The sequence below is a fragment of the Pseudomonas sp. B35(2017) genome, from assembly GCF_002113645.1.
In the GTDB taxonomy this organism is placed as follows: domain Bacteria; phylum Pseudomonadota; class Gammaproteobacteria; order Pseudomonadales; family Pseudomonadaceae; genus Aquipseudomonas; species Aquipseudomonas ekonensis.
In genome coordinates, this window is the sequence record NZ_NEIZ01000004.1 from 390,903 (window position 1) to 406,611 (window position 15,709).

The following is a 15,709-nucleotide window of genomic DNA, read 5'->3' on the forward strand; positions in this document are numbered from 1 at the left end:
TTTTCCTTGTGCGCAACCATCAGGTTTGCGGCACCGAGGCCGCTTGCCCGACAGGCTTCTTGACCGTGGCCCGCTCCCCCAGGAACAGCACGGAGGTGAAGTTGAAGCGGCTGAACACCGTCGACAGCAGCACCGGCCCGAACAGGCCGAGGGTCAGGCCGCAGACCACCAGCACGCTTTCGTCCTTCACGCCCAGACGCCCCAGCAACGCCCGCGACGTGGCGGCGAACAGCACATGGAACAGGAAGATCGCGTAGGAATAGCCGCCCAGCCAGGTCAGCCACTTCGAGCGCATCTCGCTCGACAGCAGCGCGAAGCACGACACGCAGCCCACCGTTAGCCCGATCAGGCTGCGACGGTCGACGATCAGCTCGCGGTCCGTCGCGGCCACATACAGCAGCGCCAGCGAAATCATCACGAACACCCAAGGCCCGATCACCTTGAAGAAATGCCGGAAGGTGTCGACCTTTTCCTGGCCGATCATCCCCGCCACGAAGAACGGCAGCAGGTAGGTCGCGCCGTTGATGCCGAACGCATCGACCTTGAAGGTCGGCAGCAGGAACACCGCCGCCGCGAACGCCAGCAGCAGGTACAGGCGCGTCGCCGTGCGCAGCAGGCCGCGCCATTCCAGCAGGCCGACGAACATGAAAATGATGAACACCGCCTGCAGGAACCAGAAGTGGTTCACCGGAATGTAGAACGACAGCAGCGCATCAATCACGCCCACGTCCTTGTTCACCCCGGGCCCCACCGCCTGCAGCACGGAGAACGGCACGCCGACGCAGAACAGCGGCACGATCAGCCGCCGCACCTTGCCGCGAAAGAACGCCCCGAAGTCATTGCCGCGGATCTTGTAGAGCGAATAGATGTAGCCCGAAATGAAGGTGAACAGCGGCATGCGCACGTACACCATGGAATCGGCGATGACCCGGAACGGCGAGCCCAGGTCGATCTTCAGGCCGCCGCCCAGCGGGCCGATGACGTGATACAGCACCAACAGCAGGCAGGCCAGACCGCGCAGGGTCTCGATCTCCAGCGACTTTCTCTTGCTCGACATTACGGCACCCGCCTCATCTCGCGATTGGTTGATTCGGCCCGCACGGGCTTCTTGCCTTGCAGCATCAGCCCCAGCCCGACGAACAGCACCGGCACCACCATGGAGAAGTGCCGGGCGAAGGAGCCGAAGTCCGGCTCGAACAGCCCCTGGACCAGCAGGAACGCGAGGGGGATCGCGATCAGTTCCTTGGCCTTGGTCTGAATGGGGATGCCCTTGTAGTCCTTGGACGTGATGACCTTGAACAGCAGCAGCGCGGTCATGATCATCAACGCCACGAAGATCACCTGCCCCGGCCCGGACAGCAGGATCAGCTCGGCGGGAAACGACAGCCGGAAGAAGATGATCATCGAGTCCAGCGCCTGGGAGACGAAGTCGCTGCCGCTGAGCCACGACACGATCAGCGACTTGGAGCCCTCCTCGCCCGCCGTGCGCAGCTCGTTGTTGCTGGCGCGGATCGACGACACCGGAAAACCGAGCGCCACCTGGATCGCCATGGCGACCGCCAGGTAGAACAGGAACAGCATCAGGAAGAACGTGACGCGCGACACATACTTCTTCATCACGCAGACGCCGACCCACGACAGCGAAAACAGAATCCAGTAGGGCCGGATCAGCACGCCGTAGATCACCGCCGACAGGAAGAATCCGCCGCGGTACTTGCGCGTCAGCGAGCTCAGGAGAATGCTCAGCACCGCCACCGACACGATGATTTCCTTGGTCAGGTTCTCCAGGAAAAACGAACGGACGATGCCCCACAGGCACAGGGTGCCGAAGATCGCCAGCGGCATGCGCCGGAAGACGACCACGGGGATGGCCGTCAGGAAGAAATTGCAGAACATGCCGTAGGCCCAGGCATTGGTCAGGTCGATGCCGGTGGGCCGCAGCAGGAATGCCGAGCACTCGTAGGACGAGCGGTCCGGCGAGAACGGGTTCCAGAAGTTGCAGTTGTCGGCCCGGGCGTAGGACATCCACAGGGTCATGGCGTCCGGCCCCGGCGCCCGGGGCACCAGCAGCGGCATGGCCACCGACAGGAACAGGCCGCTGAACAGGATCAGGAACGACATCGACGAATCGAGCTTCACCCCGCGAAACTCGATGCATGGCAACTTCAGCCCCATGCCAGCGCCCTTTTCGCCTGACCCGCACGGGTCAGCAGCGCAATCGCGCCCAACTGCACGACAATGGCGAAGACGTTGCCCCAAGCGGCGCCCTCGATCGAATAGTGCTTGATCAGGCCGTAGCTGACCGGCACCGACACCAGCAGGCAGATGGCCGCTCCGGCGAGCGACGCCCGACTGTTTTTCGAGGCGATCAACCCGCCCCAGACGATGTCGCCGACCCCGCGCAAGGCAAAGGACACGATCAGCACGCCGAGGATCCCGTTGTCCGGACGCGGCACCGGCGCGCCGACATAGTCGAGCACGACGTTGAAGAACAGGTAGATCAGCACCGCCACCACGGCCGACACCGCCAGCGAACGCATCACCCATTTGTTCACGAACAGTTGCCCGACCGTGAAAGGCTGCCCGTCGGCCTGAAACCGCTTGGCCAGCACCGGAATGCCCACCACCGCCACCACCGCGTAGGACAGCGCCTGCAAGGTGTTGGCCGCCGACCAGGCGTACACGTAAACGCCCAGGTTGGCGTAGGGCTCAAGGTCGGCGATCAGAAAGCGCTCGGCGTACTGACTCAACGCGATCAGCCCGGTGCCCAGATAGAACGGCAAACCGGCCTTCCACACGGTCGCGGCCGCCAGCGTCCCTTCCGTCCGCCCCCGGTGCACCTTGGCCACGATGGCGTACCCGGCGACGATCACCACGACGTTGGCCACCACCCACAGCCATAGGACGCTCGTGATGTCCGCGACCTGGCCGAGCATCAGCCCGGCCACCGCCAGCAGCGCCCAGAGGCCGGTCTTGATGAAGAACAGCAGCGCCCCCCACGTGGCCTTCTGGGCGGAAAACACAAAAGAGTTGATCTCGAAGGACAGGTGTTCGGTGAGCAGCACCAGGGTCACGCAGGCGATCAGCGCGGGCGTCGCCGGCATCGACTGGAACAGCGAGTAGACCGCCACCGTCGCCAGCGACAGCACCAGGCCCACGGCCAGGTACAGCCACAGCACCTTGTCGATGACCCGGCGCGAACTGCCGCCGACGCTGATCAGCCGGTTGATCTCGGAGCTGAAGCCCGCGCTGTAGAACTTCGACGCAATCAGCGACGCCGCGACCACCACCCCGTAGAAGCCCAAGGCTTCATAGCCCAGGTAATGGGTGACGGCCAGCACCAGCAGGAACTTGGCGCCCAGCGATCCGCCCCGCAGCAGGAGCCTGAAGATCATCGAACGACGCCTTTGATGATCTCGTCCATCATCACCGTCTTGGCTTCGATCTCGCGGCAGGTGTCGGTCAGGCGCTTGCCGAAGCGGCTCAGGGCGTCCGGCGCGTAGACCGTGTCGATGATGGTGTCGACGTCGATGTCGCCGCCGTTGATCACCCAGTCCTCCACGCCCATGTCCTGGTAGGCGCCGAAGCCCTTGCGCTCGTAGCTGATGTGGTAGGCCGGAACGCCCGACAGCAGCGACTCGATGGCGCCGTGCAAACGCACGGAGATCACCAGGTCCGGCTGGTGCTTGGCCAGGGTCGCCTTCAGCGGCAGCAGGTCTTCGGTGATGCCCAGCTCGCGGTAGAACGCACCGTCGTCGTTGCCGCGCACGGCGCTCTGCACCGCGCACACCACCTTGCTCTTGTCCTTCAGGCGTTGCAGCAGCACCTTGAGGTTGGCGACGTAGGCGGCCTTCTTTTCCGGGCTCCACGCCGGCGGCTTGCGCAGCACCACGCACACCGTGGCCGGCGTCGACGCGCAGCGGGTGAACTTGGGCTGCATGAGGATCTTGCCGGCCAGGGCCTGCACCGCCAGGTCCGGTGCCCGGTAGACGTTCTCGCAGGCTTCGAACATCGCCGAAGAGCGGTTGTCGCGCACGAACACCGCATCGGCGCTGGCGTAGTGCTCGACGATCTTGCTGCTTTCGCCGTGGAACGGCCCGATGCTCTGCGGCAGGTACACCGACGGCACCTTGCTGAGGATCGCCGTTTCCAGTTGCTTGGCGTGCCCCAGCTTCAGCTTGATGTGTTCGAAGGCGCTCTTGGAACGCATGTAGCCGCCGCCGACGCCGACGATCAGATCCGTGTTCTTCAAAAGGTCCGCCAGCGCGGCGTAGGAGCGGTTGAGGAACACCGCCTCCTTGACCCGCCCCAGGCCCTTGGCCGCCATCACCGGCGCATCGAAGCGTTTGTACGGCAGGTAGCTGAAGGACTGCGGGTCGGACGCCACAACGTTGATCGACGTGTCGGCGCCGAAGTTTCGCTGCACCAGGGCGATGGCCAGGTCCACCAAGAGGCCGTCACCGGAGTTGGACGCACTGTAGCCATGCAAGATCGTTACGTTCATAAGCTGATTTCTACTTAACAAGTGGGGGCGCAATACACGTCATAGGTCTGGCGGATCATCAGCTCGGCGCTGAAGCGCTCGCGCACGATCCGGCGGCTTTCAAGGCCCAGGGCGGTCAGCCCCGGCTTGTGGATCCGCATCAGGCGGTCGGCCAGCGCCTGGTGGTCGCCGGCGGGGAAGATGTAGCCGGACACCCCGTGGGTGACCAGTTCCGGCAGGGACGTGCAGTCGCTGGCGATCACCGGCACGCCCATGGACATGCCCTCCAGCGGCACCATCGCGAACCCTTCCCAGCGGCTGGGCACGATCAGCGCATCGGCCTGGCGGTACAAGGCGTGGACTTCGGCCGGGGTCACCCACGGCAGGTACTCGACCCCGTCCATCGGCGGGGGCGCGACCGCGTCTTCGTTGACCGCGCTGCCCACCACCGTGAGCTTGAGGTCGGTGCGGCGCACTTCGGCAAAGGCCTTGAGCAGCACATCGAAGCCCTTCTGGTAGTCGAGACGGCCCACGAACAACAGGCGGATCGGCTCCGCGCCGGCGGCCTTGGGCACCTCGTCCTTGGGCGGTATGCCGTTGTAGATCAGGGTCATGCGCTTGCGGTCGATGCCGAACGCGGCGGCTTTGTCCAGCTCGTAGCGGCTGACGCAGATGATTGTGTCGGTGACGTTCTGCAGCAGCCGCTCGATCAGCGAATAGAGCTTGCGCTTGGCCGGCGAGCCTTCCATCAGGAACGAAAAGGCATGGGGGCAATAGACGATCTTCGGCGACCGCCAGGGCCGCAGAAGCAGGCACACGCAACGACCGATCACCCCGGAAAAAGTACTGTGCAGGTGCACCACATCGGGCTTTTCCTTGAGCATTACCTGCATCAGCCGCCAGGCGAAGCGCAGCATCGACAGCGCATTGCGCCCACTCCTTTCGAAGGTGCGGATCTGCCCTCCGTCGATGCCATGCAGCTCCTGTTTCTGATCCTTGGGCACCAGATAGATCAGTTCGTAGTTCGAGGTTTCGTCGTCGGGCGACGCCGATATCGTGCGGATCACCGTCGCGACGCCGCCTTTTATCGTTTCAGCCACGTGCAGAATTTTTTTCACAACCCACCCACTTCCTTGCCAAATGGAACCGTCGCCCGACTCAGGACTTGTCGGACGCGTATTCGTAGCTGTAGTAACCGTAGCCGCCGTTGCCGTAGTAACTGGCCGCGCGCTTCTCGACGCCGTTGAACACCGCGCCTTTGAGTTCGATGCCGTTCTGGGCGAACCGGCGGATCGTCAGTTCGATTTCCTTGGCGGGGTTCACCGCGAACCGGGTGACGATCAGGCTGATCCCCGCTTCGCGGCCGACGATGGCCGCGTCCGTCACGGCCAGCAGCGGCGGCGTATCGATGATCACCACGTCGTAGCGCTCGCTGAGCTCGGCCAGAAGATCGCGGAAGTTGGCGTGCATCAGCAGTTCCGACGGATTGGGCGGCACCTGCCCGCGGCTGATGAAGTGCAGGTTGTCGACCTCGACCTTGTGGATCGCCTGCTCAAGGCTGCAGCGCTTGACCAAAAGGTCCGACAGGCCATTGGCGATGGGCGTGTTCAGCGTCTTGTGCAGATGCCCCTTGCGCATGTCCGCGTCGATCAGCACCACCCGCTGGCCGCTTTGCGCCATGACCGCCGCCAGGTTCGAAGACACGAACGTCTTGCCGACCTGCGGGCTGGGGCCGGAGATCATGATCCGGTTGTTGGTCGAGTCCAGCCCGGCGAAATGCAGACAGGTGCGCAGGCTGCGGATCGATTCGATGGACAGGTCCGTCGGGTTGCGCAGGGCCAGCAGGTAAGCGGGTTGGGTCTCGGCCTGCTTGGCCCGGACCTTCTTGCTGTCCTCTTCCTTCTGCAGGGCACTGTAGGGAATCGACGCGTACACCGGCAGGCCGAGCTGCTCGATGGCCTCCGGGCCTTCCAGCCCGCGGCTCATCGACTTGCGCACCAGCACCAGCGCCACGCCGACAAAGGCACCGAAGAACGTCGCGATCAGCACGATCAAGGCCTTGCGCGGCTTGATCGGGTTGGTCATGTCCACATCCGCCGGATCCACCAGCCGCACGTTGCCCACCGCTCCGGCGCGGACGATGTCCAGCTCCTGGGCCTTGTTCAGCAATTGGGTGTAGATCTGCGAGGCCACTTCCACGTCGCGGGTCAGGTTCAGCAGTTCCTGCTGGGTGGCCGGCAGGTCCTGCACCTTGCTCTCCAGCGAGCGCTGCTGCTGGGTCAGCTCACCGATCTGGGTCATCAGGGCGCGGTAGGCCGGGTGCTGCTTGGTGAACTTGCGGTCCATCTCCGCCTGCTGCATCTTCAGCTCGGAGAGCTTGGTGTCCAGGCCGACGGCCTGGCCCAGCACCGACTGGGTCTCCAGGGAGATGTTCACGGTCTTGCCGCGGGTCTGGTAGGCGTTGAGCGCTTCGCTGGCCTTGGCCAGGTCGCGCTTGACCTGGGGCAGTTGGCCCTGGAGGAAGTTCAGGCTCTGCGCCGCTTCGGCCGAGGTGCGCTGCACGTTCTGCTGCACGTACAGCGCCGAGATCTTGTTGAGGATCCGCACCGCCTCGGGCGCATCGCTGCTGGCCAGGGCCAGGCGGATGATCCCCGATTCCTTGCCTTGCTCGGCGATGTCCAGGGCGTCCTGGTAGCTCTGGATCGTGACGATGCGTGGGTTGCGCACCACCTCGAAACGGGTGCCGGGGTTGGCTTGCAGCCGTCCGATCAGCCCGGCGACGCCGTCCTGGTCGAAGGCGCTGCCGGCCACGCCTTCGGCCAGCAGGTTGTCGTTGTCGTCCAACAGCTGGAAGCGGTGCTGCTCGCCCGCGATCAGGGTGAGTTTCTTGCCCAGCAGTTCCTTGGGCAGGTCAAGGCGCTCGATGTCCAGGCGCTCGCCGCCCCAGGCGTAGCTGTTGAGGCCGAAGCGCGGGCGCGAGACGCTGTCTTCGCTGTCGCCCCGATAGCGCCGGGCCAGGAAGCCGCCGATCACCGGGAAGGTGTTGGGCGTGACGTCGATGTCCAGGCGCAGGTCGTCGACGGTGCGGCCGATCACTGCCCGGGACTTGATGATGCCGATCTCGGTCACCGACGGCGACTGCCCGCCCAGCATGCTGCTCAGGTCGGAGAACCCGAGCATATCGTTCTTTTTCGGTTCGACCTGGACCAGCGCGTTCGCCAGGTACACCGGCGTCGACAGCACGGCGTAGGCCACGCCGGTCATCATGAAGGCGCCGGTGAAGGCGCCGATCAACCATTTGCGGTCGATCAACGAACCAAAGATGCCGAGGATATCAATGCTGTCTTGATCATTGTCCCGGGTGCCGACTACTGACGGTAACTGCATAAGTCTGTTCTTACCATTCACTGAACTGAAGAATATTCATCAACGCCCGAGGCGTTGCGCCCAAGAGCAAACAGCATCTTCAATCAATGCATGCGCATGAATAAAAGCGGCCTTTCCCTGACGGTACGGATCCGGTATTTCCCGCTCGCTTTGCCACTTGCCGAGCAGAAACACTTTGCCCCTGGCGTGGGACGCGATCTTCAATACTTGTTTTACATGTTCTTTTTCCATGACCAGGACCAAGTCGGCGTCATTGACGATGTCCGACGTGATCTGCCGCGCCCGGAAACCTTCGGCGCTGTGGCCGTGTTCTTCCACCACCTGGCGCGCGGACGCTTCCATGGCTTCGCCGACCCGGGCGGACAGCCCGGCGGACGCGACCGTGACGCCGGCCGGCGCCAGTGCATCACGCAACAACAGTTCGGCTGTCGGACTTCGGCAGATGTTGCCCACGCAGACGACAAGGATCTTTTTGAACAAGGTTTACTTTCCTGTGTAATATCATTCTGCCAATACTGCTCGCGGTCTTAATGAACCCACGAGACATTTCTGCGTTCAGAAATAGATTCGCCCTGTTAATTGAGTGCATTAAGTACCATGCCGCCGGAAAGTCCCCCAACCAGAATTGCCGGACCAAAAATAACTGTGATTTTCACAAGTTGATTCCTGACAAAAAATAACATTCGTGCACTTCGCGCACTTGCGCCTATCGAATCAGATAACGCAAACAACGATTGCTAGTGTCATTTCTCATCAGGAGAGCAGACATGTATTCAGCACATCTCAAACGGCTCGGCGCCCTCGCCTTCTTGCTGCTCGGCGCCAGCGCCCAGGCCCACGCCAGCGAACTGTTTCCGGCCCTGACCGGCACCCGCACCATCGGCGTCCAGGTCAAGATCCAGAACTTCTCTTCCGCCGACGCCGCCCAGATCAAGGCGGCGGGCTTCAGCTTCGTGCGCTTGGGCGTCTGGAGCGACAGCCTGGGTGATCCGGCCTATCAGCGGCAGATCGGCGACGCCTTCGCCGTCGCCCGGGCAGCCGGGTTGCCAGTGCTGATGACCGTGCGCGCCACCCGCCCCCTGAGCGCAGAGCCCGCAGCGGCGGGCGGCGCGTTCGCCGGCGCGGTGACGAGCCTGGAAGCGTCCTACCGCACGCAATTGGTGGCGATCGAGATCTGGAACGAACCGGATCTGGCCACGTACTGGCCGACCGGCAACTTCGACACGACGTTCGCGCCGTTCATGAAAGCCATGTGCCAGTCGCTGCAAGGCAAAATCACATCCACACCCGTGATCGGCTTCGGCTTCGCCCGACCGCCGAGCGCAGGGTCGGCCTCGACCGTTGCGCTGAACAGCATCGTCAGCGCCTACCCCGACTGCCTGGACGCGGTGTCCTATCACCCCTACGGCATGACCGCCGCGCAGATCGGCAATGCCCAGGCGTTCATCCAGCAGAACTTCCACCTGCCGGGGGTCATCAGCGAATGGGGCATCTCGGCGCTCGGCTCCAACGGCGGCCCCGAAGGCCAGGCCAGCAAGATCGGGGCGTTCATCGGCGACGTTAAACGGCTCAACATCCCGTTGACCTCGATCTATGAATGGAAAAACAGCGATTCGGGCAGCAACGACCGGGAACGCAACTTCGGCCTGCTGACCTCCGACGGCCAGCCGAAACCGGCGCAACTGACGGCCCGCACGCAACTGAACGCGCAATAGCCGCCCTCCACCCATCTGTCGCTTTGAACCTGCGGGCGGTTTCGCCATCGAATCCATCGACACCGCGCCCCCGCCTTTCAAACAGCCGTTTTCAGGTTGTTGCCCCGGGGGCCGCCGATCCGCGTTCATGCCCTTGAGCGGCTGTCAGCGCTCGGGTAATGTCATCAGACCCCTAGGACAGAGCACGCTCATGACTTCCAAGCTGGAACAACTGAAACAATTCACCACCGTCGTTGCCGACACCGGCGACTTCGAAGCCATCGCCCGGGTCAAGCCGGTCGATGCGACCACCAACCCTTCCCTGCTGCTCAAGGCGGCCGCCATTCCGGCCTACGCCGAGCTGCTGAACGCCAGCGTCAGCGACTGCAAGGGCGACGTGGGCCTGGCCAGCGACCGCTTCGGCGTCGCGGTGGGCCAGGAAATCCTGAAAGTGATCCCCGGGCGCATCTCCACCGAAGTGGATGCGCGACTGTCGTTCGACCAGGACGCCATGCTCAAGCGTGCGCACCGCCTGATCGAGCTGTACGACAAGGCCGGCATCGGCCGCGACCGCGTGCTGATCAAGATCGCCTCTACCTGGGAAGGCATCCGCGCCGCCGAGATCCTGGAGAAAGAAGGCATCCAGACCAACCTGACCCTGCTGTTCTCCTTCGCCCAGGCCGCCGCCTGCGCCGATGCCGGCGTGTTCCTGATCTCGCCGTTCGTGGGCCGCATCTACGACTGGTACAAGAAGGCCAACGGCAACGAGTACACCGGTGCCGACGATCCGGGCGTGCAGTCGGTGACCCGCATCTACAACTACTACAAGGCCAACGGCTACAAGACCGTGGTCATGGGCGCCAGCTTCCGCAACCTGAGCCAGATCGAACAGCTGGCCGGCTGCGACCGCCTGACCATCAGCCCCGACCTGATCGACAAGCTGGCCGCGGACACCGGCAAGCTGGAGCGTAAACTGGCGCCGGGCCACACCGGCGAAGCCCGTCTGCCGCTGAACGAAGCGCAGTTCCGCTGGCTGTCCAACGAAGACGCGATGGCCACCGAGAAACTGGCCGAAGGCATCCGCCAGTTCGCCCGCGACCAGGAAAAGCTCGAAGCGCTGCTCAAAGCCAAGCTGTGACCGGCTGACGGCCAACGCAAAAAGGGCGAACCCTCACGGGTTCGCCCTTTTTCATTCGTGTGGCAAGGAAGCTTGCTCCCGCCGCCGGGACGGTCAATGCCGCTCGAGCGCGTTCACCAGGTCATGGAACGCCTCACGGTTGGACTCGTTCAGCCCCATGAGGATCTTGTGCGCCTCTAGCACCTTGATCCGCACCACCTCCTCTGACTGGTCCTGATCCGGCAGGTCGTCGAGACACTCCGGACACGGCACAGGGTGGTTGACGATGTTGAACACCTGCTCGAAGCCCATCGACTGCAGCAGACGGGTGATGTCATCGTGGGTGGTGACGACGGTCGGCAACAGGCCGACCTTCTGCCGCGACAGGATGGACAGCTTGGCCAACAGGCCCAGGGTGGTGCTGTCGATACTGCGGGTTTCGGTCAAATCGATCACGATCGCGTTGAAGTTCAACGCGGTGAAGATTTTCTCAATAGTCGCATCCAACGCCGAACACAGGGTCAGGCGTACTTCACCGACGAACTTCAGGACAAAGGTGCCGTCCTGCTCGGCGAACTGGATTCTACCGGTACTCATTGAAGGTTCCTGCTCAACACCAACAGGGCGATATCATCCGGCATCTCCCCGAGCGTGGCCAATCCAAACACCTGGCGCAGACCATCCAGGCTGCCGCCCGCCGTCTTGACCCGTTGGGGCAAGGCGGCTTCTTTTTCTTTGAGTGTGGGCTCTGGCAAAAGATCCAGAATGCCATCAGACATCAGCGTCAGGCTGAACGTCGGCGGCAGCTCCAGCACGTGATCCTCGTAGGTGGCCTCGTTGAAGAGCCCCACGGGCAGCCCGCGGCCCTCGAGGTAGCGCACGCCGTCAGGCGTGTACAGCACAGGCAACGGCAGATGGCCGCCGATGCTATAGGTCAACAAACCGGTCTCCTCGTCGATGACGCCACCGACCATCGTGACATGCTTGCCCAGCTTACAGCTGATCAGTCCCCGGTTGATATGGCCAAGGACTTCCGACGGCTTGAACTCCGGCAGCGTGCCGTTGCGCTTGGACTCGAACAGCAGCCGCGTGGTCATGAACTTCAGCAGCACGGTCACGAACGCGGAGGACGCGCCGTGGCCCGAGACGTCCGCCAGGTAGAACGCCACCCGATGGTCATCGACCCGGAAATAGTCGACGAAATCGCCGGACAGGTACAGGGACGGGATGATCTGGTGTTCGAAGCGCAGTCCGTCGACGCTCCAGGGACTGACCGGGAGCATGTTCATCTGCACCTGGCGCCCGGCGTTCTGGTCTTCCTGCAGCAGGTTCAGGCTGGCTTCGAGCTCACGGTTGGCCTTTTCGAGCTTCTCGCGGTAGCGCTGGTTCTCCAGCAGCAGCCGCGCACGATCCAAGGCCCGGCGCACGGAGTGCTCGAGCACGGCCAGGTCTTCGAGGGGCTTGATCAGGTAATCGGCGGCGCCCAGGCGCAGGGCCTCCACCGCATCGTTCATCACGCCGGCACCCGATACCACGATCACCGGCGTCTGCGGCGAGCGTTCGGTGACTTGACGGATGAGTTCGAGACCGCCCATCTGCGGCATGCGCAGATCGCAGATGACCAGATCGGGCTTGTCTTGCTCGAATACCTGAAGTCCCTGCTGACCGTTGCCGGCCTGCAGGACGCTGAAACCACTGTCTTCCAAATAGGCCGCGAGGCTCGCGCGCACTACTTCGTCATCATCGATTATCAGCAGCGTGGCACTGGTTTTTGGCATGTGGGCAAACGGCGCCAGAATGGGGTTGGCGTAGCAGGCAGGGCGACAGGCCCGGCGCAGACTACTGGATTCGCTTTCTAGCCTCTCTGTTGCAGCGCTTTCGGACAACGGTCCCGAACGCGATCACACCAGAGGTGCCCTTCTAAGGCGCAGACGGTACTCCCATCCGCGGGGCGTTTCAAGCATGCGCCGATCGCCACCTGACGACTTTGTTTGTCAAATCACAGAGAGTTATAAGAACCCATCCATCCGTAACCCGTTGGAAGGTCGTCGCCATGAAAAAAGGCGGCCTGACGGCCGCCTTCGATGTCCGGCGATCGACGCAGACGATCAGAAATCGTCTTCGACCTGGCCGTCCTTGACCTTGAACTCGCGGTTCTGCAGGTAGGCGTTGCGGATGAAGGTGTACTTGTCGCCGCTGATCAGCTTCTCGCTGGAGAGCAGGCTGGCGCGGGTGTCGACGATGTTCAGGCCGAAGATCGAGTTACGCACCGGCACGTCGTTGATGTAGCGGTAAGGGCCGGTGTAGCTGTCGACGTACTTCGACGGCGCATCGCGCAGGGTGCTCGGGCCCAGCAGCGGCAGCATCACGTAGGGGCCGCTGCCCACGCCCCAGTAGCCGAGGGTCTGGCCGAAGTCTTCGTCGCTGCGCTGCAGGCCCATCTTGGTGCCGACGTCGAAGAAACCGAGCAGGCCGAAGGTGGTGTTGAAGATCAGGCGCGCCGCATCGACGCCGGCGGCGGCCGGCTTGGCCTGCAGGACGTTGTTGGCGAAGTTGGTGACGTCGCCGACGTTGCGGAACATGTTGTGGATGCCGTCTTCGAGGAATTGCGGCGTCACATATTCATAGCCCTGCGCCAGCGGCTTCAGCGCGTAGGTGTCGACGAAATCGTTGAACTGGAAGATCGGACGGTTGACGCTTTCCCAAGGGTCTTCTTCCGTCGCGGCCTGGGCGGCGAACGGGGCCAGCAACACACCGGCACATACACAGATCTGAGCGAGAGGATTGCTCCAGCGCATAAAAGGAAACTCCTTGGATGGGGATGGCGCAGGACGAATCCGCCCCGGCGATATGGGCGCTAGTATAAGCGCAAAAGCCGCTTTGGGCAGGCCGTCGCGCTGACAACGTGCGACATCTCCTACGGCCGCTTTCACCAATGTGTCATCCAACTGTCACCGGCCTCCCCTAGCCTTTGGCTATTTCAGGGACGTTTTCATGCCGCACGCCGAAACCTTGCCCCACTGCGCCTCCAACCTGACCGCCGTGCTGTTCGGGCTCAGCGGCTGCCTGGTGGATTTCGGCGCCCGCGCCCGCCACGGCGAAGTCCTGCAGGAACACACCCAGGCCACCCCCGGCGCCCTGGACAGCCTCGACAGCCTGCAGCGCCAGCGGATTCCCTGCGCCTGGCTCGACGAACTGCCGCCCGCCCTCGCCCACCCCCTGACCGCCGCGTTGCCGTCGTGGATCCAGCCGTCGCAATATTCGGCAACAATCAATCCATGGCCGGCCCCGGGCGCCTGCTGGCAAGCGCTGATGTCCCTGAACGTCGAACGTCTCGACGGCTGCGTGCTGGTCAGCGGCGAACCGCGCCTGCTGCAATCGGGCCTGAACGCCGGGCTGTGGACCATCGGGCTGGCTTCCTGCGGCCCGCTCTGCGGCCTGTCGCCGGAGCAATGGCACGCCCTGGAGCAGAAGGAACGCGAACAGTTGCGCGGCAAGGCGACCCTGCAGCTGTACGGCTTGGGCGTGCACTCGGTGATCGACCATCTGGGCGAGCTCGACACGTGCCTGGCCGACATCAGCCTGCGCAGGCTCAAAGGCGAGAAGCCCTGACCGGGATCATGCACGCGCCTCGAGAGTGGATTAGTCTTAAGGGGAGCCATAGACCTTTGGCGCCCGGCTGCTGTCTATGCCAGTGCCTCTCGACAAAAGGAAACCGCCATGCCCGCCCGCGAACTGCAAGAACAGCTCAACACCCTGCGCGAGCAACTGGAACAGAATCCGCCGCTGTCCGATGCCGAGCGCGAACATCTGCACCAGCTCATGGAGCAGATCAAATCCAAGCTCGATCTGGAGAAATCCACTCAGGACACCAACATTGCCGATGGCGTGAACCTGGCGGTCGAACGCTTCGAGGTCGAACACCCTGCCATCGCCGGCACCTTGCGCAACATCATGAACTCACTGGTCAGCATGGGCATCTGAGCCCCAGCACAAAAAAAGCCCTGCCGTCGCCGGCAGGGCTTTTTCATGTGCGGTGCCTTCACGGGCGCCTTCGTCAGCAGGCTGGCTCCCACCCTGTTTGGCGGTGAACACAGATTCTGGATTCACCGCAGAACCCTGTGGGAGCCAGCCTGCTGGCGATGAGGCCCGCGCGAACACCGCCTGTGGCGAAAGTCTTTACTGGCGAACCAGACGCAGGTTCGGAAACTGCGTGCTTTCGGTGCTGCGGTACGGGTTGATGTCCAGGCCGCCGCGGCGCACGTAGCGGGCATAGACGGTCAGTTTCTCTGGCTTGAGCAACCGTTGCAGGTCGAGGAAGATCCGCTCCACGCACTGCTCGTGGAAGTCCGAATGCTGGCGGAAGCTGACGATGTACTCCAGCAGGCTGGCATGGTCCAGCGCCGCGCCGCGGTACTCCACCACCACGCTGCCCCAGTCCGGCTGGCTGGTCACCGGGCAGTTGGACTTGAGCAGGTGGCTGTGCACGCTCTCCTCCACCACTCGCGAATCGTCGCAACGCAGCAGTTCGGGGCGCGGATGCTCATAGTTGCTGACACGGATGTCCAGGTCGTCGATGCACACGCCCGGCAGCGCGGTGACGCCTTCGGCCTCGACGTCCTTCAGGCTGCGGATCCGCACGCCCACCGGCTTGCCGGCGGCGGCGGACAGGTCCTTGACCAGCGTCGCCTCCAGGCTGGCGGTGTCGGCGAACGGCGTCTGGTTCAGCGAGTTCAGGTACAGCTTGAACGACTTGGACTCGATGATGTTCGGTGAATCCGCCGGGATGCTGAACTCGCCGATCGCCACCACCGGCTTGCCCGACGGCAGCAGCCACGACAGCTCGAAGCAGTTCCAGAAATCCACGCCCTTGTACGGCAGGGTGTCTGCGGTCAGCCCCAGCTCCGCCCATTTGGCGGTACGCGGGATCGGAAACAGCAGGGACGGCGTGTAGGTGGCGATGTATTCGCTGGATTTGCCCAGCGGCGAATGTTCGGCTGCGGGATGCATGGCGGAAACCTGACTGAA

Annotated in this window: 15 protein-coding genes; 4 read left to right on the plus strand and 11 right to left on the minus strand. The window is 63.3% G+C overall.

Features of this window, described 5'->3' with window-relative positions; genetic code table 11:
• Nucleotides 1-19: 19 nt before the first annotated feature.
• Genes CAG41_RS10805 through CAG41_RS10835 form a run of 7 tightly spaced genes read right to left on the minus strand, consistent with a single transcriptional unit; the run spans nucleotide 20 to nucleotide 8,350 of the window.
• The gene (locus tag CAG41_RS10805; protein ID WP_085695293.1) at nucleotides 20-1,057 is read right to left on the minus strand and encodes an acyltransferase family protein; all 1,038 of its coding nucleotides are present in this window, start codon (nucleotides 1,055-1,057) and stop codon (nucleotides 20-22) included.
• Entirely contained in the window at nucleotides 1,057-2,175 is a 1,119-nt protein-coding gene (locus CAG41_RS10810) for a hypothetical protein (RefSeq protein WP_085640698.1), read from the minus strand. The genes CAG41_RS10805 and CAG41_RS10810 overlap by 1 nt, the downstream gene beginning before the upstream one ends.
• A complete protein-coding gene (locus CAG41_RS10815) occupies nucleotides 2,166-3,395 on the minus strand; it encodes a phosphoribosylaminoimidazole carboxylase (RefSeq protein ID WP_085706981.1) in 1,230 nt (409 codons plus the stop codon). The genes CAG41_RS10810 and CAG41_RS10815 overlap by 10 nt, the downstream gene beginning before the upstream one ends.
• The gene (locus tag CAG41_RS10820; protein WP_085706982.1) at nucleotides 3,392-4,504 is read right to left on the minus strand and encodes a polysaccharide pyruvyl transferase family protein; all 1,113 of its coding nucleotides are present in this window, start codon (nucleotides 4,502-4,504) and stop codon (nucleotides 3,392-3,394) included. Before CAG41_RS10820 ends, CAG41_RS10815 begins: the two co-directional genes overlap by 4 nt.
• Before the next feature lie 14 nt (nucleotides 4,505-4,518).
• Nucleotides 4,519-5,601: a glycosyltransferase gene (locus CAG41_RS10825; protein WP_085695291.1), complete on the minus strand. Its 1,083-nt coding sequence runs from the start codon at nucleotides 5,599-5,601 to the stop codon at nucleotides 4,519-4,521.
• Nucleotides 5,602-5,641: 40 nt separating this feature from the next.
• Nucleotides 5,642-7,870, minus strand: a complete 2,229-nt coding sequence (locus CAG41_RS10830) for a polysaccharide biosynthesis tyrosine autokinase (RefSeq protein ID WP_085584499.1) — start codon at nucleotides 7,868-7,870, stop codon at nucleotides 5,642-5,644.
• A gap of 39 nt (nucleotides 7,871-7,909) precedes the next feature.
• A complete protein-coding gene (locus CAG41_RS10835) occupies nucleotides 7,910-8,350 on the minus strand; it encodes a low molecular weight protein-tyrosine-phosphatase (RefSeq protein WP_085584501.1) in 441 nt (146 codons plus the stop codon).
• 287 nt (nucleotides 8,351-8,637) lie between these two features.
• Here CAG41_RS10835 and CAG41_RS10840 point away from each other — a divergent pair, with 287 nt between their 5' ends.
• Nucleotides 8,638-9,585, plus strand: coding sequence for a glycosyl hydrolase family 5 (locus tag CAG41_RS10840; protein WP_085584503.1), 948 nt, complete (start codon nucleotides 8,638-8,640; stop codon nucleotides 9,583-9,585).
• Nucleotides 9,586-9,775: 190 nt separating this feature from the next.
• Nucleotides 9,776-10,702: a transaldolase gene (gene tal / locus CAG41_RS10845; protein ID WP_085584505.1), complete on the plus strand. Its 927-nt coding sequence runs from the start codon at nucleotides 9,776-9,778 to the stop codon at nucleotides 10,700-10,702.
• A 93-nt stretch (nucleotides 10,703-10,795) separates the two neighbouring features.
• On the opposite strand, the gene rssC is transcribed toward tal, so the two are convergent.
• The 3 genes from rssC to CAG41_RS10860 form a co-directional block, all read right to left on the minus strand.
• The gene (rssC, locus tag CAG41_RS10850) at nucleotides 10,796-11,278 is read right to left on the minus strand and encodes an anti-sigma factor antagonist RssC (RefSeq protein ID WP_085584507.1); all 483 of its coding nucleotides are present in this window, start codon (nucleotides 11,276-11,278) and stop codon (nucleotides 10,796-10,798) included.
• A complete protein-coding gene (gene rssB / locus CAG41_RS10855) occupies nucleotides 11,275-12,459 on the minus strand; it encodes a two-component system response regulator RssB (RefSeq protein ID WP_085706983.1) in 1,185 nt (394 codons plus the stop codon). Before rssB ends, rssC begins: the two co-directional genes overlap by 4 nt.
• Before the next feature lie 330 nt (nucleotides 12,460-12,789).
• Complete coding sequence (locus CAG41_RS10860; RefSeq protein WP_085584512.1) at nucleotides 12,790-13,479, minus strand: VacJ family lipoprotein; 690 nt, start codon at nucleotides 13,477-13,479, stop codon at nucleotides 12,790-12,792.
• A 196-nt stretch (nucleotides 13,480-13,675) separates the two neighbouring features.
• On the opposite strand from CAG41_RS10860, the gene CAG41_RS10865 reads away from it, so the two are divergent.
• Nucleotides 13,676-14,293 (plus strand): phosphatase, encoded by a 618-nt coding sequence (locus tag CAG41_RS10865; RefSeq protein WP_085584515.1) that lies wholly within the window; start codon nucleotides 13,676-13,678, stop codon nucleotides 14,291-14,293.
• A 108-nt stretch (nucleotides 14,294-14,401) separates the two neighbouring features.
• Nucleotides 14,402-14,665, plus strand: a complete 264-nt coding sequence (locus CAG41_RS10870; protein ID WP_085584517.1) for a DUF4404 family protein — start codon at nucleotides 14,402-14,404, stop codon at nucleotides 14,663-14,665.
• Between the two features lie 195 nt (nucleotides 14,666-14,860).
• On the opposite strand, the gene queF is transcribed toward CAG41_RS10870, so the two are convergent.
• Complete coding sequence (gene queF / locus CAG41_RS10875) at nucleotides 14,861-15,691, minus strand: NADPH-dependent 7-cyano-7-deazaguanine reductase QueF (protein ID WP_085706984.1); 831 nt, start codon at nucleotides 15,689-15,691, stop codon at nucleotides 14,861-14,863.
• Nucleotides 15,692-15,709: the final 18 nt, after the last annotated feature.

Bases quoted from the DNA above. Each gene is read 5' to 3' on its own strand.
- CAG41_RS10820 (WP_085706982.1), bottom strand. From the start codon at position 4,504: ATGAACGTAACGATCTTGCATGGCTACAGTGCGTCCAACTCCGGTGAC.
- CAG41_RS10815 (WP_085706981.1), bottom strand. From the start codon at position 3,395: ATGATCTTCAGGCTCCTGCTGCGGGGCGGATCGCTGGGCGCCAAGTTC.
- queF (WP_085706984.1), bottom strand. From the start codon at position 15,691: ATGCATCCCGCAGCCGAACATTCGCCGCTGGGCAAATCCAGCGAATAC.
- CAG41_RS10865 (WP_085584515.1), top strand. From the start codon at position 13,676: ATGCCGCACGCCGAAACCTTGCCCCACTGCGCCTCCAACCTGACCGCC.
- CAG41_RS10805 (WP_085695293.1), bottom strand. From the start codon at position 1,057: ATGTCGAGCAAGAGAAAGTCGCTGGAGATCGAGACCCTGCGCGGTCTG.
- tal (WP_085584505.1), top strand. From the start codon at position 9,776: ATGACTTCCAAGCTGGAACAACTGAAACAATTCACCACCGTCGTTGCC.
- CAG41_RS10840 (WP_085584503.1), top strand. From the start codon at position 8,638: ATGTATTCAGCACATCTCAAACGGCTCGGCGCCCTCGCCTTCTTGCTG.
- rssB (WP_085706983.1), bottom strand. From the start codon at position 12,459: ATGCCAAAAACCAGTGCCACGCTGCTGATAATCGATGATGACGAAGTA.
- CAG41_RS10830 (WP_085584499.1), bottom strand. From the start codon at position 7,870: ATGCAGTTACCGTCAGTAGTCGGCACCCGGGACAATGATCAAGACAGC.
- CAG41_RS10870 (WP_085584517.1), top strand. From the start codon at position 14,402: ATGCCCGCCCGCGAACTGCAAGAACAGCTCAACACCCTGCGCGAGCAA.
- rssC (WP_085584507.1), bottom strand. From the start codon at position 11,278: ATGAGTACCGGTAGAATCCAGTTCGCCGAGCAGGACGGCACCTTTGTC.
- CAG41_RS10810 (WP_085640698.1), bottom strand. From the start codon at position 2,175: ATGGGGCTGAAGTTGCCATGCATCGAGTTTCGCGGGGTGAAGCTCGAT.
- CAG41_RS10860 (WP_085584512.1), bottom strand. From the start codon at position 13,479: ATGCGCTGGAGCAATCCTCTCGCTCAGATCTGTGTATGTGCCGGTGTG.